The sequence below is a fragment of the Prevotella sp. P5-64 genome, from assembly GCF_002251285.1.
Lineage (GTDB): Bacteria > Bacteroidota > Bacteroidia > Bacteroidales > Bacteroidaceae > Prevotella.
In genome coordinates this window covers 45,606-65,294 of the sequence record NZ_NPJK01000025.1, presented here as the reverse complement: position 1 = coordinate 65,294, position 19,689 = coordinate 45,606, and the positions used below count along the sequence as shown (strand labels likewise).

Below are 19,689 nucleotides of genomic sequence, written 5' to 3'. Positions count from 1 at the left end.
CATCGTGGGGTAAGGGGATGGTGGCTACATATTGATGTTGTGCTGTTGCTTTTTACTGAAAGCTGCTACTAACGACTCATAAATCTACCCTTAATCGTGTATTGGATGATAGTTGCGGATTTTAGGACAACCATATCCACCGCAAGAAGAAACTTCTCTTTCCTTTGGTTAAGACTGGATTGAACTATTAGACTCTATGGGGGACGCATGGAGAGGCACGTAGCGGGGGGCTTTTGTTGTATCTGGTATGGGCCACGCTTTACGCTCCTAACAACCCGATCCACAGCAGAGAGAGTCTGCTATCCCTTTGGGATGGCTGGGATAGGGCTTCTGGATAAGGCTTCTCTTGTGGGCTTGGTGAGCGACTTATGTGCCTTTTCTGTCCTGATTACTGCGATTATTGTGCGTATTGCCGCGTTTTAATATAATTTAACCCGCGTGGCCTTGTTTTTTAACGGCTTTTTTGTGTTTATGTCATAAATATGCCGTATTTTTGCAGAAAATTAACGCTGTAATGGTTACTTTGCGCTCCATCCACGACCCATCCATTGCCCCGCTCGCTGCTGCGAGTGGTGCGTTGCGTGTCGCTTGGCGGTGCTGAGTGCCATTTCTGCTTACACCTAATTTATATATAACCCATTCAACTACTGATATTCATTAACAATTAAAAACTATAAACATTATGACAAAACATTTACGATTAATCATGCTATCCCTATTCGCAATGATTTGCATGGGGGGGGTATTCGCAGAGTGAAGAGAAACCATTGTTCTATGAGTCATTTGATAAAAACAATGGCACAGGTGGAAATGACGGAAAATTTAGCGGCAGTATAGCAAGTGCTAATGCTAACTATGACAATACAGGCTGGATTGGCCCAAATGTCAAAGGAGCAAACAAGTGTGTGAAAATTGGATCGAAAGATGACAAAGGATCTATTAAAACTCCAACAATTAAAGTAACAACAAAGTGTTTACTATCTTTTAAAGCTGCAGCTTGGGATAATCAAAAAGAAAAAGAACAAATCAAAGTTTCTATCAACGACAATAGCGGCAAAGGCAAGTTGACTTACAACAATATCACAGCACAATCTGTAACCATTAATATGGTAAAAGCCAAATGGACCGACTATGCCATGGAGATAAGTGGTGCCTCTGAGTTTACTATTACTTTTGAAGGCTTGGTAGCAAAGAACCGTTTCTTCCTCGATGAGGTTAAGGTTACAAAGGTTGAAGAAGTAACTCCCGCAGAAATCACTCTCGATGAGAATAGCGATAATATTGTAGAGGCGGCTGAGAATGTCAATGTTACCTTGAAGCGTACGCTGTATGGTGATGGTGGTTGGAACACACTGTGTGTGCCTTTCTCTCTTACCGCAGCACAGGTCACGGCTGCTATCGGTAACGATGTAGAACTGCGCAAGCTCTCCTCTATTGAGGGTACAACTCTTAAGTTTGTAAGCACCGACATAATTACAGCTGGTGAACCCTGTCTAATTAAGGTGGCTAAGGATGGTAGTACCTATAATTTTGAAGGCGTAGCTACGATAGCCGTTGCAAACAACAAGGATTACACCTTTTCAATGGTTAGTGGAGACATACAATTCCTCGGCATTTATTCTCCTATGGATGTTGTGACGGTAAATCCAGCAGGTCCCTCAACTGGTTATTACGCATTCCTTGGTGAAGGCAATAAGTTCTTCAAGGCTCAAGCGGAAACTAAGATGAAGGGATTCCGGGCTTTCTTCCTGGTTCCCAACAATGTTCCTTCTAACGCTCTCAAGGCTGTTATCGACGGCACTGCCACAGGTATCGAAGACTTAGTAATCGACGGCGTCAAGGCCAACGGTCGTGTATACAACCTCAACGGCCAGTATGTTGGCAACAGCCTCAACGGTCTGCAGCCCGGTCTCTATATCCAGAACGGCAAGAAGATAGTAGTAAAGTAATATAACCCATAATATACATAGATATGAACAAAATGAAATATGTGGCTCCTGCAGCCGAAAAGATAATTATCAACAACGATGCCATCTTGGCAGGTTCAATAAACAGCACCGGTGAAATAGGTGGCTTTACCGGTGACGAGGAGGTTAAAGATCAGGGATATGCCCGCAGCCCATTGGCCACAGACGTTTGGGAAGACATCGACGAGACCAACGGATATAAATAACCGACCGTGAAGGGCAGGTGATGAATAAGCCCCAGCCCATAGACAATAACCAAACCAGCCCCTATGCGACGAGATAGTTGCATGGGGGCTAACTGTTTTCAGCCAGAACCCATAGCGGAGCTGGTGGTAACTTAGGACTTTTGCCTGCAATAACCTAAAACGGTCATTGGGCCAGCAGGTGTGTTATTTGATGACTGCTCTCAGTCTTTTGTTTGTTATGAGGTGTCTTTTACTTGTTTTTAATTTGCAATAGCTCGGCTATTCCTGCTGTGAGTAACGCCTACGGCTAATCGCAACTCTTACAGAGTAGCATGCTTTGTTGGTATAGTAACCCAGGGTAGCGGTCTTCACCCGCAACCCTGGGCTGGGGTGCGCAGCGCCTCTACCCTGGGTACAAATAAAGAAAAGGTAGCAACGCTGTAAGTGTTGCGCTTAGCCGCAGGCGTTATCCTGGCAGGACTTTTGCCTGCAATAACCCAAAACGGTCATTAGGCAGTTTAGGTTTATCATTATTTCGTGGTGTGAAATGGCTGTTTCATGGTTTGCTTCCATTGTTTCAAACCTTGAATTCTGTAATTTATGCTTTGGCTTCAGAATGTTGGTGGACTCCTTGCTTTTGTCTTTTGTGACTATGAGCGCCATGTTGATGGGCTGGCGGTAGTGGATGCTGTCGCCGGGTGTCAGTAGGGTAGTTGAGGTAGTCTTGAGTGCTGCGCTGATGCGTGTCTGTGGTGAAATGTGACCTGTAGTAGTGGCCATTTGTGGTGTTTAGCATTATTTAACATGAGTACTGCATTCTTTCTCTGTGCTTTCTGCCCGATAGTCGTAGATTTGATGTAGCTTTGTAAGGCAAAACAGCGTTGCTGGCGGCGCCTGACTCGCTCTTCGGGATTCGGGACTATAGGCGGGCGGCTCAAGCTGTGGTGCAGGAAATGATATTCTACCATAATACTGAATCTAAAAACTATTAATGAGATGAACAATTATCTACGATGGCTTGTGGCTGTCCTGTTTGCTACGGTCTGCAACTTAGGATATGCGCAGAGCAATGAACCTGAAGTGACGTTGGATTTCACTTTGGCATCCAACCCTTGGCAACTGAAAGAGGGTAGCTATGAGATGAATAAGAAGGCATATACCTACGACGGATATACCATTGAAATCGAAGGTTCACACTATCTGAATAAATCTGAAAGCACTTACTTCCTGCAGTGTCAGGACGAGGCGTATGTAACATTGCCCAAGTTCAATTTCACCGTGTCACGGATAGTTCTGGAGATATATACTCCAGCCAATGCATTGAAGAACAGCGTGTATGTCGGTAACAAGGTTGTGGTCGCCGCTGCTGCAGGCGCGGCCACATGTGACTTTGCTATCCCTGAAGGTAATCAGAGTGCTGGCACTATCTATAAAATTCATAATACTGGCGGCGCAGTCTCAAGAATCAAACAGATAAAAATCTATGGACAGCCTGGCTCTGCCAAGACTCCGACATCAATCTCCTTCGACGGACTGATGGGCGAAGGCATCACGCTGACGGATGGAAAAACGTCGAGCGGCGAAGCTTTTACTGGCTATCAGGCTGTGGAGAAAAACAGCGTGCCTGGCAAGGTGAGCTATGAAACAAGCGGTGACAGAGTGGCTGAGGTCGATGCCTCTACGGGCGCCGTCGTGGTGCATGCCAACGTGTACGGAACGATGACAATCACGGCAACATTCCAGCCCGAGGATAAGGAAAAATATGCCAGTTCGACCGCCCAATATACCATCACCAATAAGCGCGTCGGCACCTATGCCTTCCACGAGTCGTTTGATCAGTGTGACGGCAAGGAGGGATGGTATGGCTTTGCTGCCAAAGGAGAGTGGGATGCCAGTAAGATGGATAATGTGTGGAAGCATACAGGCACTGTCTATCTGGGCAGCGGCTGTATCAGGATAGGTCCAGCCCATGGCAGCGTGACCACGCCTGTCATCAGGGTCGATGGCAGCGCCGTGCTGACATTCAAGGCTGCCATGTGGGAGACCGTGAATGAGAATCCCGGCGTCGTGGTCACCATCTCTGACGGCTCGCTGACCTATGGTGACAATGCGCCAGCAAAGAAGGTGTCAGTAACTCCCGTCAAGGCGAAATGGACTGACTATGAGATGGTGATAACAGGCACGGGAGAGTTCACGCTGACCTTCGCCAATAATAACAACCCAAAAAACAACCGCTTCTTCCTCGACGAGGTGACTGTCACAGAGAGCGCAGCCCGCACAATCGCCCTCGATGAAGAGAAGGACAATGCCATAGAGACAGAAGGCAAGGCCAATGTGACCCTCCGTCGCACGCTCTATGACGATGGGTGGAACACGCTCTGTCTGCCATTCTCTCTCTCCGAGGCGCAGGCGAAGCTGGCTTTTGGCGACGGGGTGGAGCTGCGCGAACTCGAGAAGGTTGAGGGCACATCCCTCATCTTCAAGGCGGTCACGGGTCTCACGGCCGGCGTTCCCTGTCTCATCAGACCGTCGCGCGTGGCAGAAGACAATACCTATACCTTCTCCGGCGTGCAGACAACGGTCGTCACGGCAGGCTCCAGGGCGAAGGATGCTGTGGGTGGGGTTATATCTTTCACGGGCATTTACTCTCCCGTCGACGTCACCGGTTGGGCCGATTCCCATAAGTATGTGGCTTTCCTCGGTGCTGGCAACAAGTTTTTCCGAGCCTTGTCAGGTAAGCCTATGAAGGCTTTTCGCGCCTTCTTCATAGTCCCTGAGACTACTTCGGTCGCAGCTGTAAAGGCAGTAATCGATGGCACTACCACCGCCATCGGCGAGCTGAACGTCGACGGTGACAAGACCGGCGGCCGTGTGTACAATCTCAATGGCCAGTGCGTGGGTACCGGCCTCGATGGTCTGCAGCCCGGCATCTATATCCGTCATGGCAGGAAAGTGATAATAACCAAGTAATAACCTCATGATACGTATGAAGATGAACAGACTCAGATACACGGCGCCCGTTGCCGAGAGAATATCCATCAGCCACAATGCCCTGTTGACAGGCTCGCTCAGCGACGATGGCACCAATGGCGACCTGTCTGGCAGCAAGGACAATGACTACCTCGACCAGGCCCGCACTCCCAGCAACTTCAACATCAGGGAAGAAATAGACGTGACCAACGGATATCGGTGAGTAGTATCTCTATCGACCATTAGACCTAAATACGAGTCTTGTGATTTCATGGCAACTCGTTGATGTTGGAAGTCAGCAAGAGAGTATGCCAGAAGATGGGTTCCATCCTCGTATAAGACTATGGGTTAGAGAAAGCGATAACCACCTTTCAGAAGAGACTGGTTGGCGGCTCATGAACAAGGCAAGAAGAGCTGGCCCTATCTTCTTCTGTGAAGAATAATATCTTATATTAGAAATGGTATAGGTTATGAAAATGCTTGCGGACTTTGCCTTGACCATTATCGGCATCCCTTTAGCGATGCAGACGTACCAACCTGGGCGGCTCTGCCTTTTGCGGCTTGGCAAAGACGTTGACTTGCATATTAACCCCAATCGGTCTAATGACCAATTGGGGTTTAATTCGCAATAGCGCGCTATTCCTGCTATGAGTAACGCCTACGGCTAAGCGCAACACTTACAGTATTGCTATGATAGGTTCGGTGCAACCATCCGAAACCAGCCGCCTTTTCCATTTCGCCGAAACGGTTTTCCTTTGTCCCTCAAAAAAGTTATGTTCAATTAGAACAAGGACAACCATATAGTTATGGCGCAGCATCCTACTGATATGCGCATGGGCGTGAATGGAATGTGTGGGCAGGTCCGGCAAGTGGGTCTGTAACCGGCTAATGGTGACGTGTATATATTTGTGGGCAAGTCTCACACGACAATGAAGTTGCTCCATTGGGAACATGGAGGAGATGTAATGTACTACAAATGTTTGGAGCAAGGCCGTTTCCATCCTCGCATATTTCTTCGTCAGGGCATAGGCTTCAGGTCTATGCGCTGGGATGAGCATGTACTTCTGATGGAAGAAATGTTTGAATCGTACTTTTTGCCGTTCAAAAGAAATTAATTCCACCTTTTGCACTACCCTTTCGTCATTATATTCATAAAAATCATCAAATTATTGTTGATTGTGACAGTTATTTGAAATAAAAGCAGTACCTTTACAACTGATAACATTTTATCTATAAATAACCAACACAGAATACAATGAATAATATATTATCACTTTTAGATAATTTCACGCTTGATAATGCTGATGACATCGCCAAGTCATTGGCTGATGATTTCCGTAAACGTCGCATAGAGAAGAATCTTACTCGTGAGCAGGTTGCTGAGAAGTCGGGCGTTGCTGTAGCAAATATCGTGAGATTCGAGCAGAAAGGACTCATTTCGCTGAAGAACCTCATTGGCATTGCTATGGCTATGGAATACACGTCTGAGGTAAAGAATATATTTTCTGAGCCAAAGTACTCAACAATGGAGGAACTGACTCAGATACGCAAGAACACTGGTAAAACGAGAGCACATAAGCAATGAACAATATAGATAGACTAACTGTAAAATACCACGGTGAGATTGTAGGAGTAATCTCGCTGACCCCAGACGACAAGTGTCTGGCTTTTGAGTATGATCCTCGCTGGCTTGCAGAGGGATTCAGCATTTCGCCATTGGAACTTCCGCTGAAGACTGGATTGTTTCTTGCAAAGCCAACAACTCTGTATGGTGACTTCGGCATCTTTGAGGACAGTCTTCCCGATGGCTACGGTCGCTATCTCCTTCACAAGGCTTTGATGCGTGAAGGCATTGATGACAGGAAACTGACTGCCATTGAGCGACTGAGCATCGTAGGCAATAGCGGCATGGGAGCTTTGACATACGAGCCTGAGGCCATCATATCAACAGGAGAAAATATTACCGACTTCGACTTACTCCAAGAGAAGGCTCTGGAAGTTCTCAAAGAACAGCAGGACACAGACGCTGGACTTCTGCTCTACAACAGCGGTAACAGTGGTGGTTGCCGTCCAAAGGCAGTGTTCTCAGACGCAGAAGGACATTGGCTTGTAAAATTCCGTCACACATACGATCCTAAAGACATGGGACTGCAGGAATACCATTACAATGAGATAGCACGCAAGTGTGGCATCGATGTTCCAGACTTCAAGCTTACCAATGGCAAGTACTTTACAACTAAGCGATTTGACCTTACCGACGATGGCGAGCGCATCCATACAGCTACTGCAGGTGGTTTGCTATGCCTTTCACTGTCTGAGCCTGTGCTTGACTACAGCAACTTGCTTGCTTTGACTGGCTACATCACACAGAATCCAAAGTATGTGGAGGAAATATACCGTCGCATGGTATTCAACTACCTTACCGACAACAAGGATGACCACTGCAAGAACTTCAGTTACCAGGTTCGTAAGGATTCAAATGGCAAGTTCATCTGGCATCTTGCTCCTGCATACGACCTTACCCTATGCACAGAAGGCTACAATGGTCAGCACGCTACATCTGTCAACTCTACCGGCTACCCTACTCTTCAGGACTTCATAGCCGTTGGGACAAAGATTAAAATGGGCGAGAAGCGTTGCAGGGAAATCTTTGATGAGGTTTATCAGAAATGCGGTGACCTTCTGCTCAATGACATTACAAAGAAATAACAGGAATGGTATAAACATTTTTTGCACAGCATTGAAGCAATGGCAAAGCACCTATAGGAGCTGTTGTCACTATGCAACTTCAGTAAATCGCAACCATCCGAAACAAGCCGCCTTTTCCATTTCATTGCTGTCCGCTAAAACTCTAAAGAGCACAAATTCCCCGCCCGAAGTCCTGAAATGGGACTCTGGGCTTGTTTTATAAAAAGTAAGCCCCTCTCTAATCACCTGAACCATTTTTGCCCAGTCTTTTTCTGGTTCCTCAAGGAAAGTATAGCAGTTCACATAATACATGAGCATGATTCTTACCATTGATGCCAATCCAGAAAAGCTCCAAGAGCGTTTGATGCGCTTTTTTATGACCATCAGAAGGAGATTGGCTATTAGGGTGCCCCCAAATCTGTATCTTGATGGCGTTGGCGCTCTCCCCATAGAAGTATTTCAGCGGGAAATTTTGTTTCAACTGCTTGAACAGCAACTCTATTTCCCATCTTTGGCGGTATATGTCGATGATGTCTTCCACCTCCATGGTCATGTCGTTGGTGAGCAACGATATGACTTTCGCCTTTTTCTTCGCAGGATCGACATAGGTGACAATACGGGCCTTGTGTTTGATATTCTCTCCGCCCTTTATATGTTTCCTGAACTCCACGACCTGGACTCTACACTCCATGAGGCCGCACGGCAACATGTACATTGTGTCAGAAAGAGTATCATATACAAGATTCTTCTTCTTTGTCACGTATGTGACGCCACGATTGGTAAGTTCCTCAAACCTGGCATAGTCTATGTAGGCCCTGTCCATGGCAATGATATCTCCATCGTTATAATTCGCGGGCTTCAGCATAAAGCTGTCATTGGTTGCGGCTGACGTGAACTTGATGTCAGACGGCACGAACTCGTTAGCGTGGATATTGGTGTGCACTTTTATGCCACCCTTCTTTTTCCCCGGTCTTGGGATGCCTGCCTACGCCTTTGAAAATGAGGTTGGAAAAAAGGCTTATTGTCGTGGAGTCGATAATCTGCAGGCGGTTGAACCATGCGGACAGCCGAAGTTCTTGACACAAAGATAATATAACGCATCTGCCTGCGGGTGCGCCAGCCCAGAGGTTGTATGAAATGGCAGGGGAAATGTATGAAGTGTGATATCCGTTGTGATTGGAGCCAGGGTGGGCCCCATCCCAACCTTCCCCAACGAAGAATGCGACAAAACCACCCCATCTTCAGTTCCATGGATTTGGTTTTGCCGCATCATCTGTCTTCCCGGATGGTTATCAGGCCGCGCGATGCTTCCTTTTCCACCACAGGTAATAGCCGCTGATGACGCCGGCTGGTGTTGCGCCTTGCCCCTTACTTCTCATAGAGCTCTATGGGCAGACCGTCGGGGTCGCTGAAGAAGAGGAAGGGCTTGTGGGTGTACTCGTCGGTACGGACGGGCTCGTGGACGATGTGGCGGGCGTCCAGCTCTGCTACCGCCGCGGCTATGTCGTCGACCTCGAAGGCGAGGTGGCGCAGCCCCGCAGCCTCGGGATAGGTGAGGCGCGCGGGTGGAGTGGGGAAGGAGAAGAGCTCTACGACATAGGTGTCGCCGAGGTAGCAGTCGGCCTTCCACGAGTCGCGCTCGCTGCGATAGTGTTCGCTACGGATCTCGAGCCCGAGCACTTCGGTGTAGAAGCGCTTGGACATGCTGTAGTCGCTACAGATTACGGCGACGTGGTGTATATGGTTGAGTTTCATCGCTTATGAGTTTGTATGTTTGTGACCATGTTGCCCTCGGCCTGTTGTTCCTCCGGGCTGTATCGGTACACCCTGACCATCTGGCTGTCGCCGCCCAGCAGTTGGCTGCACCGGTTGAGGCGGCCCGTGTCTATAAAACCGCACTTCTCCATGACCCTCCCCGATGCTGGATTGCCCGTGAAGTGGTCGGCGTAGATGTTGTCGAAGTGCATCACGTTGACGCAGTAGTCGACCATGAGCCGCAGCGCCTCGGTGCAGATGCCCCTGTTCCAGTAGGGGCGCCCCAGCCAGTAGCCCACCTCGCAGTCGTGGGTGCCGATGTCGATGTTGCTCGTCGCGTGGGTGTAGTAGCCTATGCAGCCGATGGCTTCGCCCGTCTCGCGGAGCACTATCGCCCAGGTCGAGTCGTTGGCGAAGACAGAGCGGATAATCTCCAGGCTCTCTTCGACCGACCGGTGGGCGGGCCAACCGGCTCGCGGCCCCACTTCGGGGTCTGAAGCGTACTTGTAGAGCGCCTCGGCGTCGGTCTCCCGCCATCGGCGGAGTAGTATTGTCGCTGTTTCCATATTGTCGTTGATGTGTGGTGTGGGTGAGGGGGCTCTGGCGCCGCCCTTGGTCATTGTGGCTGTAAAGTTACATAGGAAGATTAACACCGCCAAACTATTTGCCTATTTTCTCATCATCCCCAGCCCTTGCCTCACTGTCATGGTGACCGTGGGAGGCGTGGATAGCGGCTCGTAACGTATGACGCGGAGACTCGTAACGTAAGGCGCGGATGCACGTGTCGAACGATACGGATGCTCGTTTCGGACGATACGCGTCAGCCAAGTGGCCCTCGGTGTCGGTAGTGGTCATGAGAAAAGTTGCCGGGGTCATGAGAAAAGTTGCCAAGGTCATGAGAAAAGTCGCGGAGGTCATGAAATCAGTATTTTAGGTCATGAAAGGAGTGGGCGGGGGCACGAAATATGTGTATGGTGGCATGAAATAAGATATAAAGCCATCAAAAAAGGGCAAAAGCAATCTTGCGGTGGTTGCTTTTGCCCTTTCGGGTCGTTTGCCGATGGCCGGCCTGACGGCGCGGACGCCTTACAGACGGTAGCCCACGCTGAAGGTGAACGAGCGGTTCTTGGAACCGAGGTCCTTATGCACCTTGGAGAGTCCCAGGTTGTAGCGCGCGTCGAGCACCACGTTCATATACTCGTAGGAGATGCCCACGGGTATGCTGAAGTCGGTCTTGCTGTAGCCGTCCTTGGACTTGTCTTCATTTTTGGTGACCACCTGGCTGTAGGTGCGCACTCCCGTGGTGCGGTTCTGCGTGAAGTCGCATGTGGTGTAGCCGCTCTTGGCCGAGGTGAGCATGCCCACCTGTACGCCAGCCTTGAGCGCCAGTCCCTGAGCCACATATACATGCGCCATGACGGGCACGGCGATGTAGGTAGTCGTGGTAGAGTAGTCGGTGTAGGCAGTGTACTTGATTTCCTCATCGGTCTCTGCCGGCTCTGCGCGCAGCTCGTCGAAGTCGTGATACTTGCTGCCCAGCGAGGTGTAGACTACGCCCGCCGAGAGCGCCACCTGGTCGGTGAGCTGGTAGAAGGCGTCGGCGCCCACGGCAAATCCGGGCTTGGACTTAGACTTGATGGTGCCACCGCGCTCGAGCGTCAGGTCGTTGTCGGTGAGGTTGGCGATGGTCACTCCCACGCGTGGCACGAAGGAGAACGAGCCCTGCTTCTGCTGAGCCAGAGCTGCTGTGGCAATGAGTGCGAGCACGAGGCTCGTCATGATTTTCTTCATTTCTTATTGCTTGTTAATGGGTTGTGTAATGTCTTGTCAGTTGGCTACCTCTGAGATGAACTTGATGCGCACCAGGCGTATGTTTTCGTCGGTGTAGTCGCCTCCCAGTTCCTCGACGGCTGTGTCGAGGTCGTCGGTGTCGGCCTCCATGAAGTAGTCGAAGATGTCGTCGATGGCGTCGTCGTCCATCACATCGCGCAGGAAGTAGTCGATGTTGAGTTTGGTGCCGCTGTAGACGATGCTCTCTATCTCGTCGAGCAGCTCGTCGAAGTCGAGTCCCATGGCCGACGCCAAGTCGTCGAGTGCTATCTGGCGGTCTATGCTCTGGATAATCTTGACCTTGACCATGCTGTTCTTGGCTACCGTCTTTACGCGTATGTCCTCGGGTCTCTCGATGCCGTATTCTTCGCAGTGGCGGCGTATAAGGTCACAGAATTCGGCGCCATACTTCTTGGCTTTTCCCGCACCCACGCCCTGTATGTTCTGCAGTTCCTGCAGGGTGACGGGATACATGGTCGCCATCTGCTCGAGCGACTGGTCGAAGAAGATGACGTAGGGTGCGAGCCCCAGGCGCTTGGCCACCTTCTTGCGCAGGCTGACGAGCATCTCGTAGAGCTCGGGGTCGAGCGCTGCCATGGCTCCCTGGGCGTCGTCGTCTTCGTATTCGTCCTTGAACTCGGTGTCCATGACCACCATGAAGGAGTGGGGCGACTTGATGAAGCGCCGTCCTGACGGTGTGACCTTGAGCAGTCCGTAGTTTTCCACATCCTTCTTCATGTAGCCGGCTATCATGGCCTGTCGGATGACGGGATTCCAGAGCTTCTCGTTGAAGTCCTCGCCCGAGCCGAACTCTTCGAGCTCGTTGTGGTGATGGGATACGATGTCGTCGGTGCCGCGACCCTTGATGAAGTCGATGACATACTCCTGGCGGAAATTCTCCTTGAGCGCCAGCACCGCCTCGAGGGCTATCACCAGCTGCTGCTGTGCCTCTATCCGCTCCTTGGGGTGCAGACAGTTGTCGCAGTTGCCGCAGTTGTCCTTGTCATATTCCTCGCCGAAGTAGTGGAGCAGTATGCGTCGGCGGCATACTGAAGACTCGGCATAGGCTGCCGTCTCCTGGAGCAGCTGCCGGCCTATGTCCTGCTCGTTGAGAGGTTTGCCCTCCATGAATTTTTCGAGCTTGTGCAGGTCTTTGTAGGAGTAGAAGGCTATGCAGATGCCCTCGCCTCCATCCCGGCCTGCGCGTCCGGTCTCCTGGTAGTATCCCTCCAGGCTCTTGGGTATGTCGTAGTGGAAGACGAATCTCACGTCGGGCTTGTCGATGCCCATGCCGAAGGCTATGGTGGCCACGATGACATCGATGCGCTCCATGAGGAAGTCGTCCTGGGTCTGCGAGCGCGTGGCGCTGTCGAGGCCGGCATGATAGGGCGCCGCCTTGATGTCATTGGCCTTGAGCTCGGCAGCCAGTTCTTCTACCGTCTTGCGCGAGAGACAGTAGATGATACCGCTCTTGCCCGGGTGCTTCTTGATAAAGAGCACAATCTGCTTGTTGATCTCCTTGGTCTTGGGCCGCACCTCGTAGTAGAGGTTGGGCCTGTTGAAGGAGCTCTTGTACTCGATGGCGTCCTGTATCTCCAGATTTTTCTTGATATCGCTTCTCACCTTGTCGGTGGCAGTAGCCGTGAGGGCTATCACCGGCGCGTTGCCAATCTTGTTGATGGTGGGTCTGAGGTTGCGGTACTCGGGTCGGAAGTCGTGTCCCCACTCCGAGATGCAGTGGGCTTCATCGATGGCATAGAACGAAATCTTGAACGACTTGAAAAACTCCAGGTTCTCGGGCTTGTTGAGCGACTCGGGAGCCACATAGAGCAGCTTGGTCTGGCCGTTGCGCACGTCATTCATCACCTGTGTGGTCTGCGCCTTGGTGAGCGACGAGTTGAGGTAATGGGCCAGTCCGTTGTGCTCGCTGATGCCATTGACGGCGTCTACCTGGTTTTTCATCAGGGCGATGAGTGGCGACACGACGATGGCAGTGCCTTCCATGAGGAGCGACGGCAGCTGGTAACACAGGCTCTTGCCTCCGCCGGTGGGCATGAGCACAAAGACGTTGTGCCCCGCCATGAGCGAGCGGATAATGGCTTCCTGGTCGCCTTTGAACGAGTCAAAGCCGAAATAGTGCTTTAGTTTTTCCGAAAGATTTATGTTGTCTGTCATATTGATATAAAGCAGTTTTCTTTCTCCAAGGAACTGGGGTGGGGGAGATAGAATTACTGATAATTATATATCTGATGACGGTGGGGCTGCCCGGGGCGGTCCCACCGGGCAGATTACTGGGCTTCCTGCTTCTGGAAATTGGATTTCTCCATCTGTTCCTTGGCGTAGGCGAGGGTGACCTCGAATGTCTTGGTACGCTTGGAGGGCAGCTCGAACATGGCGTCCATCATGATGGCTTCGACGATGGAGCGCAGTCCGCGTGCGCCCAGCTTGTACTCTACCGCCTTGTCGACGATGTAGTTGAGCGCCGCCTGGTCGAAGGTGAGCTCAATGCCGTCGATGGCCATCAGCTTGATGTACTGCTTGACTATCGAGTTCTTGGGCTCTACGAGGATGCGCTCCAGGGCGGGCTTGTCGAGGGGGTTGAGGTGGGTGAGCACGGGCAGGCGTCCGATAATCTCGGGGATGAGTCCGAACGACTTGAGGTCCTGCGGCGTGACATACTGTATGAGGTTGTTCTTGTCAATGCGTGCCACGTTCTGCACCGAGTTGTATCCCACCACGTGGGTGTTCATGCGCTGGGCTATCTTGGTCTCGATGCCGTCGAAGGCTCCACCGCAGATGAACAGGATGTTGCGCGTATCGACATGGATGTAGTCCTGGTCGGGATGCTTGCGGCCTCCCTTGGGCGGCACGTTGACCATAGTGCCTTCGAGGAGCTTGAGCAGACCCTGCTGCACGCCCTCGCCGCTCACGTCGCGGGTGATGCTGGGGTTGTCGCTCTTGCGGGCTATCTTGTCTATCTCGTCGATGAAGACGATGCCGCACTCGGCCTTGGCCACATCGTAGTCGGCCACCTGGAGGAGTCGGGAGAGGATGCTCTCGACATCTTCGCCCACGTATCCGGCTTCGGTAAATACGGTGGCGTCGACGATGGTGAAGGGCACGTTGAGCAGATGGGCTATGGTGCGCGCCAGCAGCGTCTTGCCGGTACCTGTGCTGCCCACCATCATGATGTTGCTCTTCTCGATTTCCACTCCGTCGTCGTCGATGTGCTGCTGCAGTCGCTTATAGTGGTTGTAGACTGCCACGGAGAGGAATCGCTTGGCGTCGTCCTGGCCTATGACATACTGGTCGAGGTACTCCTTGATTTTGCGGGGCTTGGGTATCTCCTTGAGGGTGAAGGCGTCGGTGGGTTTCTTGTTGGCAGCTGCGCTGCCATAGGCTCCGGTCGACTCGGCTATCTCGTAGGCTTGCTTGGCGCAGTCGTCGCAGATGAAGCCGTGAAGCCCCGAGATGATGAGGTTGACCTGGCTCTCGTCGCGGCCGCAGAAACTACATACTTTCTTCTTAGCCATTCTTCTTGCGTGTTAATATAGTGTCTATCATGCCATAGTCCTTGGCCTCCTGGGCAGTCATCCAGTAGTTGCGGTCACTGTCCTGCCATACCTTGTCGTAGGGCGTGTGTGAGTGCTCACTGATAATGGTGTAGAGTTCCTTCTTGAACTTCTGAATCTCCTTGGCCTCAATCTCGATGTCGGACGCCTGTCCCTGTACTCCGCCGAGGGGCTGGTGAATCATCACTCGGCTGTGGGTGAGTGCCTGTCGCTTGCCCTCGGTTCCGGCTGTGAGCAGCACGGCAGCCATCGAGGCAGCCATGCCGGTGCAGATGGTGGCTACGTCGCTCGAGATAAACTGCATGGTATCATAGATGCCCAGTCCGGCTGTGACGCTGCCGCCGGGGCTGTTGATGTAGATGGAGATATCCTTCTCTGGGTCGGTAGAGTCGAGGTAGAGCAGCTGGGCCTGCAGGGTATTGGCGGTATAGTCGTCAATCTCGGTACCGAGGAAGATGATGCGTTCCATCATGAGTCGTGAGAATACGTCCATCTGGGTGACATTGAGCTGGCGCTCTTCCAGAATATAGGGATTGATGTACTGTGCCTGCGACTTGATGACATCATCGAGTGCCATGCCGTTAATGCCTAAATGCTGGGTGGCATACTTGCGAAAATCTCTATTCATGATAATAATAATATATGTAATGAATGAAAACAAAGAGAGGTTGCCTACTCTTTTATGCATTGTTCTAAGAACAAAGATACATAAAAAAGTTGACAACCTCCTTATCTTTAAGAAGTTTTTTTTGAATTTCTTTTTATGCGTCGAGTTTGTTGAAATCGTCGAGGGTCACTTCCTTGACGTTGAGCTTGACAACGCCCTTGAGTTTCTCGGTGAGCTTGCGGTCGATGGCGCGCTCCACAAACGACTGGATGTGCTCCTGCTTCTTGAGCATCTCGGTGGCGTAGTTGTCCAGGTACTCGTCGGGCACATTGTTCATGCCGTACTGTGCAAACTGGGCGCGGGCAGCCTCCTTGGCAGTCTCCTTGACGTCGTTGTCGTCAATCTTGATTTCCTGGGCGGCAACCAGCTTCTCTCTGATGAGGTGCCATGTCAGCTCGTTGATGCTGGCTTCGTAGTTCTTCTCTACAAACTCCTCACCCTTGTCCTTGTTGTTGGCGAGCATGATGCGCTTGAGCAGGGCATCGGGGAACTCGAGCTTGCCGACCTTCTTCTCGCAGTGCTTGCGCACGTCCATGAGGAAGCGGAAGTCGGTGTTGACCTCAAACTGAGCCTTGAGGTTCTCGGCAATCTTGGCGCGGAAAGCAGCCTCGTCGGCCACGTTGCCCTCGCCGTATACGCGGTCGAAGAGCTCCTGATTAACCTCGTGCTTGGTAAAGTGGTTGATTTCCTTGACCTGATAGCTGAAGTCGCCGGTGTGCTCGGCTACCTCCTTGCGGTCTATCTTGAGGAGTGAGGAAACCTCGGCGTCGTTCTCGGGATAAGCCTTGCGGGGAGAGAAGGTCACTACATCGCCGGGCTTAACGCCGTCGAAGAGGTTCTTCTGGTCCTCGACCTTGATGTAAGAAGGCATAATTATGGCGTCCTCGACTACGATGCCGCCTTCCTTGGTGTTGCCAGCCTCGTCGAGCTCGCGCAGCTCGCCCTTGAGGGTGTCGTTCTCCTCGTAGTGGTCGCCGGGAGCGTAGCTGCCAGCCTGTGAAGCGAACATATCTACCTGACGGTCGATGAGCTCGTCGTCAACCTTGAGCTGGTAGTAGTCTACCTTGTCGCGGCCTGTGAGCTCGCACTTGAACTCGGGGGCGATGGCGATGTCGAACTTGAAGGTGTAGGGACCGTCCTTCTCGAGGTCCTGGGGCACCTGTGACTCTGATGCCATGGGCTCGCCCAACATCTGGATGTCGTTGTCCTTGATGTACTTCTGCAGCTGCTCACCTACCAACTTGTTGATGGCGTCCATCTTGATGCTCATACCAAACTGGCGCTTGATGAGGCTTAATGGGGCCTTACCTGGGCGGAAGCCGGGGATATTGGCCTTCTTGCGATAGTCTTCGATTGTCTTGTTGACATCCTTCTTGATGTCTGCCTCTTCAACCACGAGGGTGAGCAGACCGCTTACTTTGTCAGGGTTTTCAAATGAAATATTCATCTCTGATACTATTTATAAATTTTTGATTTTCCGAATGAGTCGCAAAATTACTCATTTTTAGCGACATTACCTAATAATCTTGTGGAAAAGTGCATCCGCGGGCGGCTGGCGGCCGTCTGCAGATGGGTTTAGTCGCGGTGCATGGCTGCCGCGGCCGCTGCTGCCTGCTCGTCTTCCTCGGTGGGGGTGAAGCGGGTCAGCTGGAAGTTGTCGGTGAGATAGTTCTTGCGCACCACGGGGTTTGACGCCAGCTCTTCGGGCTTTCCGCTGAAGAGAATCTTACCCTCGAAGAGCAGGTAGCCACGGTCGATGATGGCCAGGGTATCGCGCACGTTGTGGTCGGTGATGAGTATGCCGATGTTGCGGTACTTCAGTCGCCACACGATGTGCTGGATGTCGGCCACAGCCACGGGGTCTACGCCGGCAAAAGGCTCGTCGAGCATCACAAACTTGGGGTTGATGGCGAGGCAACGGGCAATCTCGGTGCGGCGGCGCTCGCCACCCGAGAGTTGGGTTCCCATGTTCTTGCGCACCTTGGTGAGGCGGAACTCCTTGATGAGGCTTTCGAGCTCTCTAAGCTGCTCTTCATGGCTGAGCTGCGTCATCTCGAGCACGGCCATGATATTGTCTTCCACGCTCATCTGGCGGAACACGCTGGCCTCCTGGGGCAGATAGCCTATGCCTGCCCTGGCGTGCTTGTAGACGGGGTAGTTGGTGATGTCGATGTCGTTGAGGCTTACGCGGCCCTCGTTGGGCACTACCAGACCGGTGGTCATATAGAACGAGGTGGTCTTGCCTGCACCGTTGGGTCCGAGCAATCCCACGATTTCTCCTTGCTTCACATGGAAGTCGACCTTGTTGACCACCGTGCGCTTGCCATATCTTTTTACAAGACCCTCTGTGCGGAGGGTCATCACCATGTTGTCTGTATCGGCCATAAATAGCTATTGTTTATCGTGCAAAATTACAAAAAAATAAGACAATTACACTGAGAATACTAAAAAACTATTATATACATGGTAGTTTTTTGACCTTTTTTGGTTACTTTTGCAACGTAAAACGGACATTAAGCCTATGTTGATAATCAAATTGTTAAAGAAATATCTCACCACTTTCGGCAAATACCTCATCCTGATGGGGCGCTCGTTCAGCGTGCCCGAGCGGATGCGCATGTTTGCCAAGCGGTATATCAAGGAGATGTCGCAGTTGGGCGTAGACTCGATACCCATTGTGCTGCTTATCTCCTTCTTCATCGGCGCCGTAATCTGCATACAGATGAAGGTGAATATCCAGAGCCCCTGGATGCCGCGCTGGGTGTCGGGCTATACCACCCGCGAGATTATGCTGCTCGAGTTTTCGAGCTCCATCATGTGTCTCATCCTCTCGGGCAAGGTGGGCTCCAACATCGCCTCTGAGTTGGGTACCATGCGTGTGACCCAGCAGATAGACGCCCTTGAGATTATGGGCGTCAACTCTGCCTCGTTTCTCATCCTGCCCAAGATAGCAGGCCTGATGACGATGATGCCCACCCTGGTAGTCTGCTCGTCGGCGATGGGCATCGTGGGTGCTTATGGCACAGCCTATATCGGGCATCTCTTGCCGCCCGATGACCTGACCTTAGGACTGCAACACGCCTTCAATCCATGGTTTGTATGGATGAGTATCATCAAGAGTACCTTCTTTGCCTATATCATTGCCAGCGTGTCGTCGTTCTTCGGCTACACCGTCGAGGGCGGCTCTGTCGAGGTGGGCAAGGCCAGCACCGACGCCGTGGTGTGCAGTTCGGTACTCATCCTCTTTTCCGACGTTTTCCTTACCCAAATCCTGAGTTGATATGATAGAAGTCAAAAATCTTACCAAGTCCTTTGGCGACAAGACCGTACTGCGTGGCATCAATGCCCGCTTTGAGACCGGCAAGACCAACCTCATCATCGGCCAGAGCGGTTCGGGCAAGACGGTGCTGATGAAGAACCTCGTAGGACTGCTGCACCCAACCTCGGGAGAGGTGCTCTACGACGGGCGCGACTTCGTGGGCATGACCAAGCGCGAGCAGGTGATGATGCGCCGCGAGATGGGCATGATTTTCCAGGGCGCCGCACTCTTTGACTCGATGTCTGTGAGAGACAATGTGCAGTTCCCACTCGATATGTTTTCCTCGCTCAACTATGCCGACCGCGTGCGCCGTGCCGAGGAATGCCTTGACCGTGTCAACCTGGTGGAGGCAGCCAACAAGTATCCCGACGAAATCTCTGGAGGTATGCAGAAGCGTGTGGCGATAGCCCGAGCCATCGTGCTCAATCCCAAATACCTCTTCTGCGACGAGCCCAACTCCGGCCTGGACCCCCAGACGTCGCTCGTGATAGACCATCTGCTCTCCGACATCACCCACGAGTATGGCATCACCACCATCATCAACACCCACGATATGAACTCAGTGATGGGTATCGGCGAGAACATCATCTTTATATATAAAGGTACGAAGGAGTGGCAGGGAGTGAGCGCCGACATCATGGGCTCGACCAATGAGCGGCTTACCGACTTCATCTTTGCCAGTGACCTGCTCAAGAAGATGAAGCGCACCGAGATGCAAGGCTGAACCAGCTGACTC

The 19,689-nt window shown here is 51.7% G+C and carries 16 protein-coding genes and 2 pseudogenes; 9 read left to right on the top strand and 9 right to left on the bottom strand.

Annotated features, from left to right (window positions below):
- Positions 1-1,106 precede the first annotated feature (1,106 nt).
- The 7 genes and pseudogenes from CIK87_RS04375 (at position 1,107) to CIK87_RS04345 (ending at position 7,831) form a co-directional block, all read left to right on the top strand.
- The gene (locus CIK87_RS04375) at positions 1,107-1,949 is read left to right on the top strand and encodes a hypothetical protein (RefSeq protein ID WP_144008108.1); all 843 of its coding nucleotides are present in this window, start codon (positions 1,107-1,109) and stop codon (positions 1,947-1,949) included.
- A 23-nt stretch (positions 1,950-1,972) separates the two neighbouring features.
- Positions 1,973-2,173: a hypothetical protein gene (locus CIK87_RS04370; RefSeq protein WP_094385811.1), complete on the top strand. Its 201-nt coding sequence runs from the start codon at positions 1,973-1,975 to the stop codon at positions 2,171-2,173.
- 975 nt (positions 2,174-3,148) lie between these two features.
- Positions 3,149-5,122 carry a hypothetical protein gene (locus tag CIK87_RS04365; RefSeq protein ID WP_144008107.1) on the top strand — a complete coding sequence of 658 codons (1,974 nt, stop codon included), beginning with the start codon at positions 3,149-3,151 and terminating at the stop codon, positions 5,120-5,122.
- Positions 5,123-5,144: 22 nt separating this feature from the next.
- Positions 5,145-5,345 (top strand): hypothetical protein, encoded by a 201-nt coding sequence (locus CIK87_RS04360; RefSeq protein WP_144007717.1) that lies wholly within the window; start codon positions 5,145-5,147, stop codon positions 5,343-5,345.
- Positions 5,346-6,015: 670 nt separating this feature from the next.
- Positions 6,016-6,237 (top strand): annotated as a pseudogene (gene tnpB, locus CIK87_RS14810) (IS66 family insertion sequence element accessory protein TnpB); the annotation flags it as partial.
- Positions 6,238-6,377: 140 nt separating this feature from the next.
- Positions 6,378-6,707 (top strand): helix-turn-helix domain-containing protein, encoded by a 330-nt coding sequence (locus CIK87_RS04350; protein WP_094385802.1) that lies wholly within the window; start codon positions 6,378-6,380, stop codon positions 6,705-6,707.
- Positions 6,704-7,831, top strand: a complete 1,128-nt coding sequence (locus CIK87_RS04345) for a type II toxin-antitoxin system HipA family toxin (protein WP_094385799.1) — start codon at positions 6,704-6,706, stop codon at positions 7,829-7,831. Before CIK87_RS04350 ends, CIK87_RS04345 begins: the two co-directional genes overlap by 4 nt.
- A gap of 228 nt (positions 7,832-8,059) precedes the next feature.
- On the opposite strand, the pseudogene CIK87_RS04340 reads toward CIK87_RS04345, so the two are convergent.
- The 9 genes and pseudogenes from CIK87_RS04340 to lptB form a co-directional block, all read right to left on the bottom strand.
- A pseudogene (locus tag CIK87_RS04340) lies at positions 8,060-8,874 on the bottom strand (IS4 family transposase); the annotation flags it as partial.
- A gap of 304 nt (positions 8,875-9,178) precedes the next feature.
- Positions 9,179-9,565, bottom strand: coding sequence for a VOC family protein (locus tag CIK87_RS04335; RefSeq protein WP_094385797.1), 387 nt, complete (start codon positions 9,563-9,565; stop codon positions 9,179-9,181).
- Positions 9,562-10,131 carry a GNAT family N-acetyltransferase gene (locus CIK87_RS04330; RefSeq protein ID WP_094385817.1) on the bottom strand — a complete coding sequence of 190 codons (570 nt, stop codon included), beginning with the start codon at positions 10,129-10,131 and terminating at the stop codon, positions 9,562-9,564. The genes CIK87_RS04335 and CIK87_RS04330 overlap by 4 nt, the downstream gene beginning before the upstream one ends.
- Before the next feature lie 520 nt (positions 10,132-10,651).
- Positions 10,652-11,356, bottom strand: a complete 705-nt coding sequence (locus tag CIK87_RS04325; protein WP_094385795.1) for a porin family protein — start codon at positions 11,354-11,356, stop codon at positions 10,652-10,654.
- Positions 11,357-11,392: 36 nt separating this feature from the next.
- Complete coding sequence (gene recQ, locus CIK87_RS04320) at positions 11,393-13,570, bottom strand: DNA helicase RecQ (RefSeq protein WP_094385793.1); 2,178 nt, start codon at positions 13,568-13,570, stop codon at positions 11,393-11,395.
- Positions 13,571-13,683: 113 nt separating this feature from the next.
- The gene (clpX, locus tag CIK87_RS04315; RefSeq protein WP_022310061.1) at positions 13,684-14,928 is read right to left on the bottom strand and encodes an ATP-dependent Clp protease ATP-binding subunit ClpX; all 1,245 of its coding nucleotides are present in this window, start codon (positions 14,926-14,928) and stop codon (positions 13,684-13,686) included.
- Entirely contained in the window at positions 14,921-15,595 is a 675-nt protein-coding gene (clpP, locus tag CIK87_RS04310) for an ATP-dependent Clp endopeptidase proteolytic subunit ClpP (protein ID WP_094385791.1), read from the bottom strand. Before clpP ends, clpX begins: the two co-directional genes overlap by 8 nt.
- A gap of 133 nt (positions 15,596-15,728) precedes the next feature.
- On the bottom strand, positions 15,729-17,081 hold the full coding sequence (gene tig / locus CIK87_RS04305) for a trigger factor (RefSeq protein ID WP_094385789.1): 1,353 nt from the start codon (positions 17,079-17,081) through the stop codon (positions 15,729-15,731).
- A 128-nt stretch (positions 17,082-17,209) separates the two neighbouring features.
- Complete coding sequence (gene lptB, locus CIK87_RS04300) at positions 17,210-18,019, bottom strand: LPS export ABC transporter ATP-binding protein (RefSeq protein ID WP_022310058.1); 810 nt, start codon at positions 18,017-18,019, stop codon at positions 17,210-17,212.
- Between the two features lie 136 nt (positions 18,020-18,155).
- Between lptB and CIK87_RS04295 the strand changes: the two genes are divergently transcribed.
- Complete coding sequence (locus CIK87_RS04295) at positions 18,156-18,914, top strand: ABC transporter permease (RefSeq protein ID WP_022310057.1); 759 nt, start codon at positions 18,156-18,158, stop codon at positions 18,912-18,914.
- Position 18,915: 1 nt separating this feature from the next.
- Positions 18,916-19,677 (top strand): ABC transporter ATP-binding protein, encoded by a 762-nt coding sequence (locus tag CIK87_RS04290; protein ID WP_094385787.1) that lies wholly within the window; start codon positions 18,916-18,918, stop codon positions 19,675-19,677.
- Positions 19,678-19,689 lie beyond the last annotated feature (12 nt).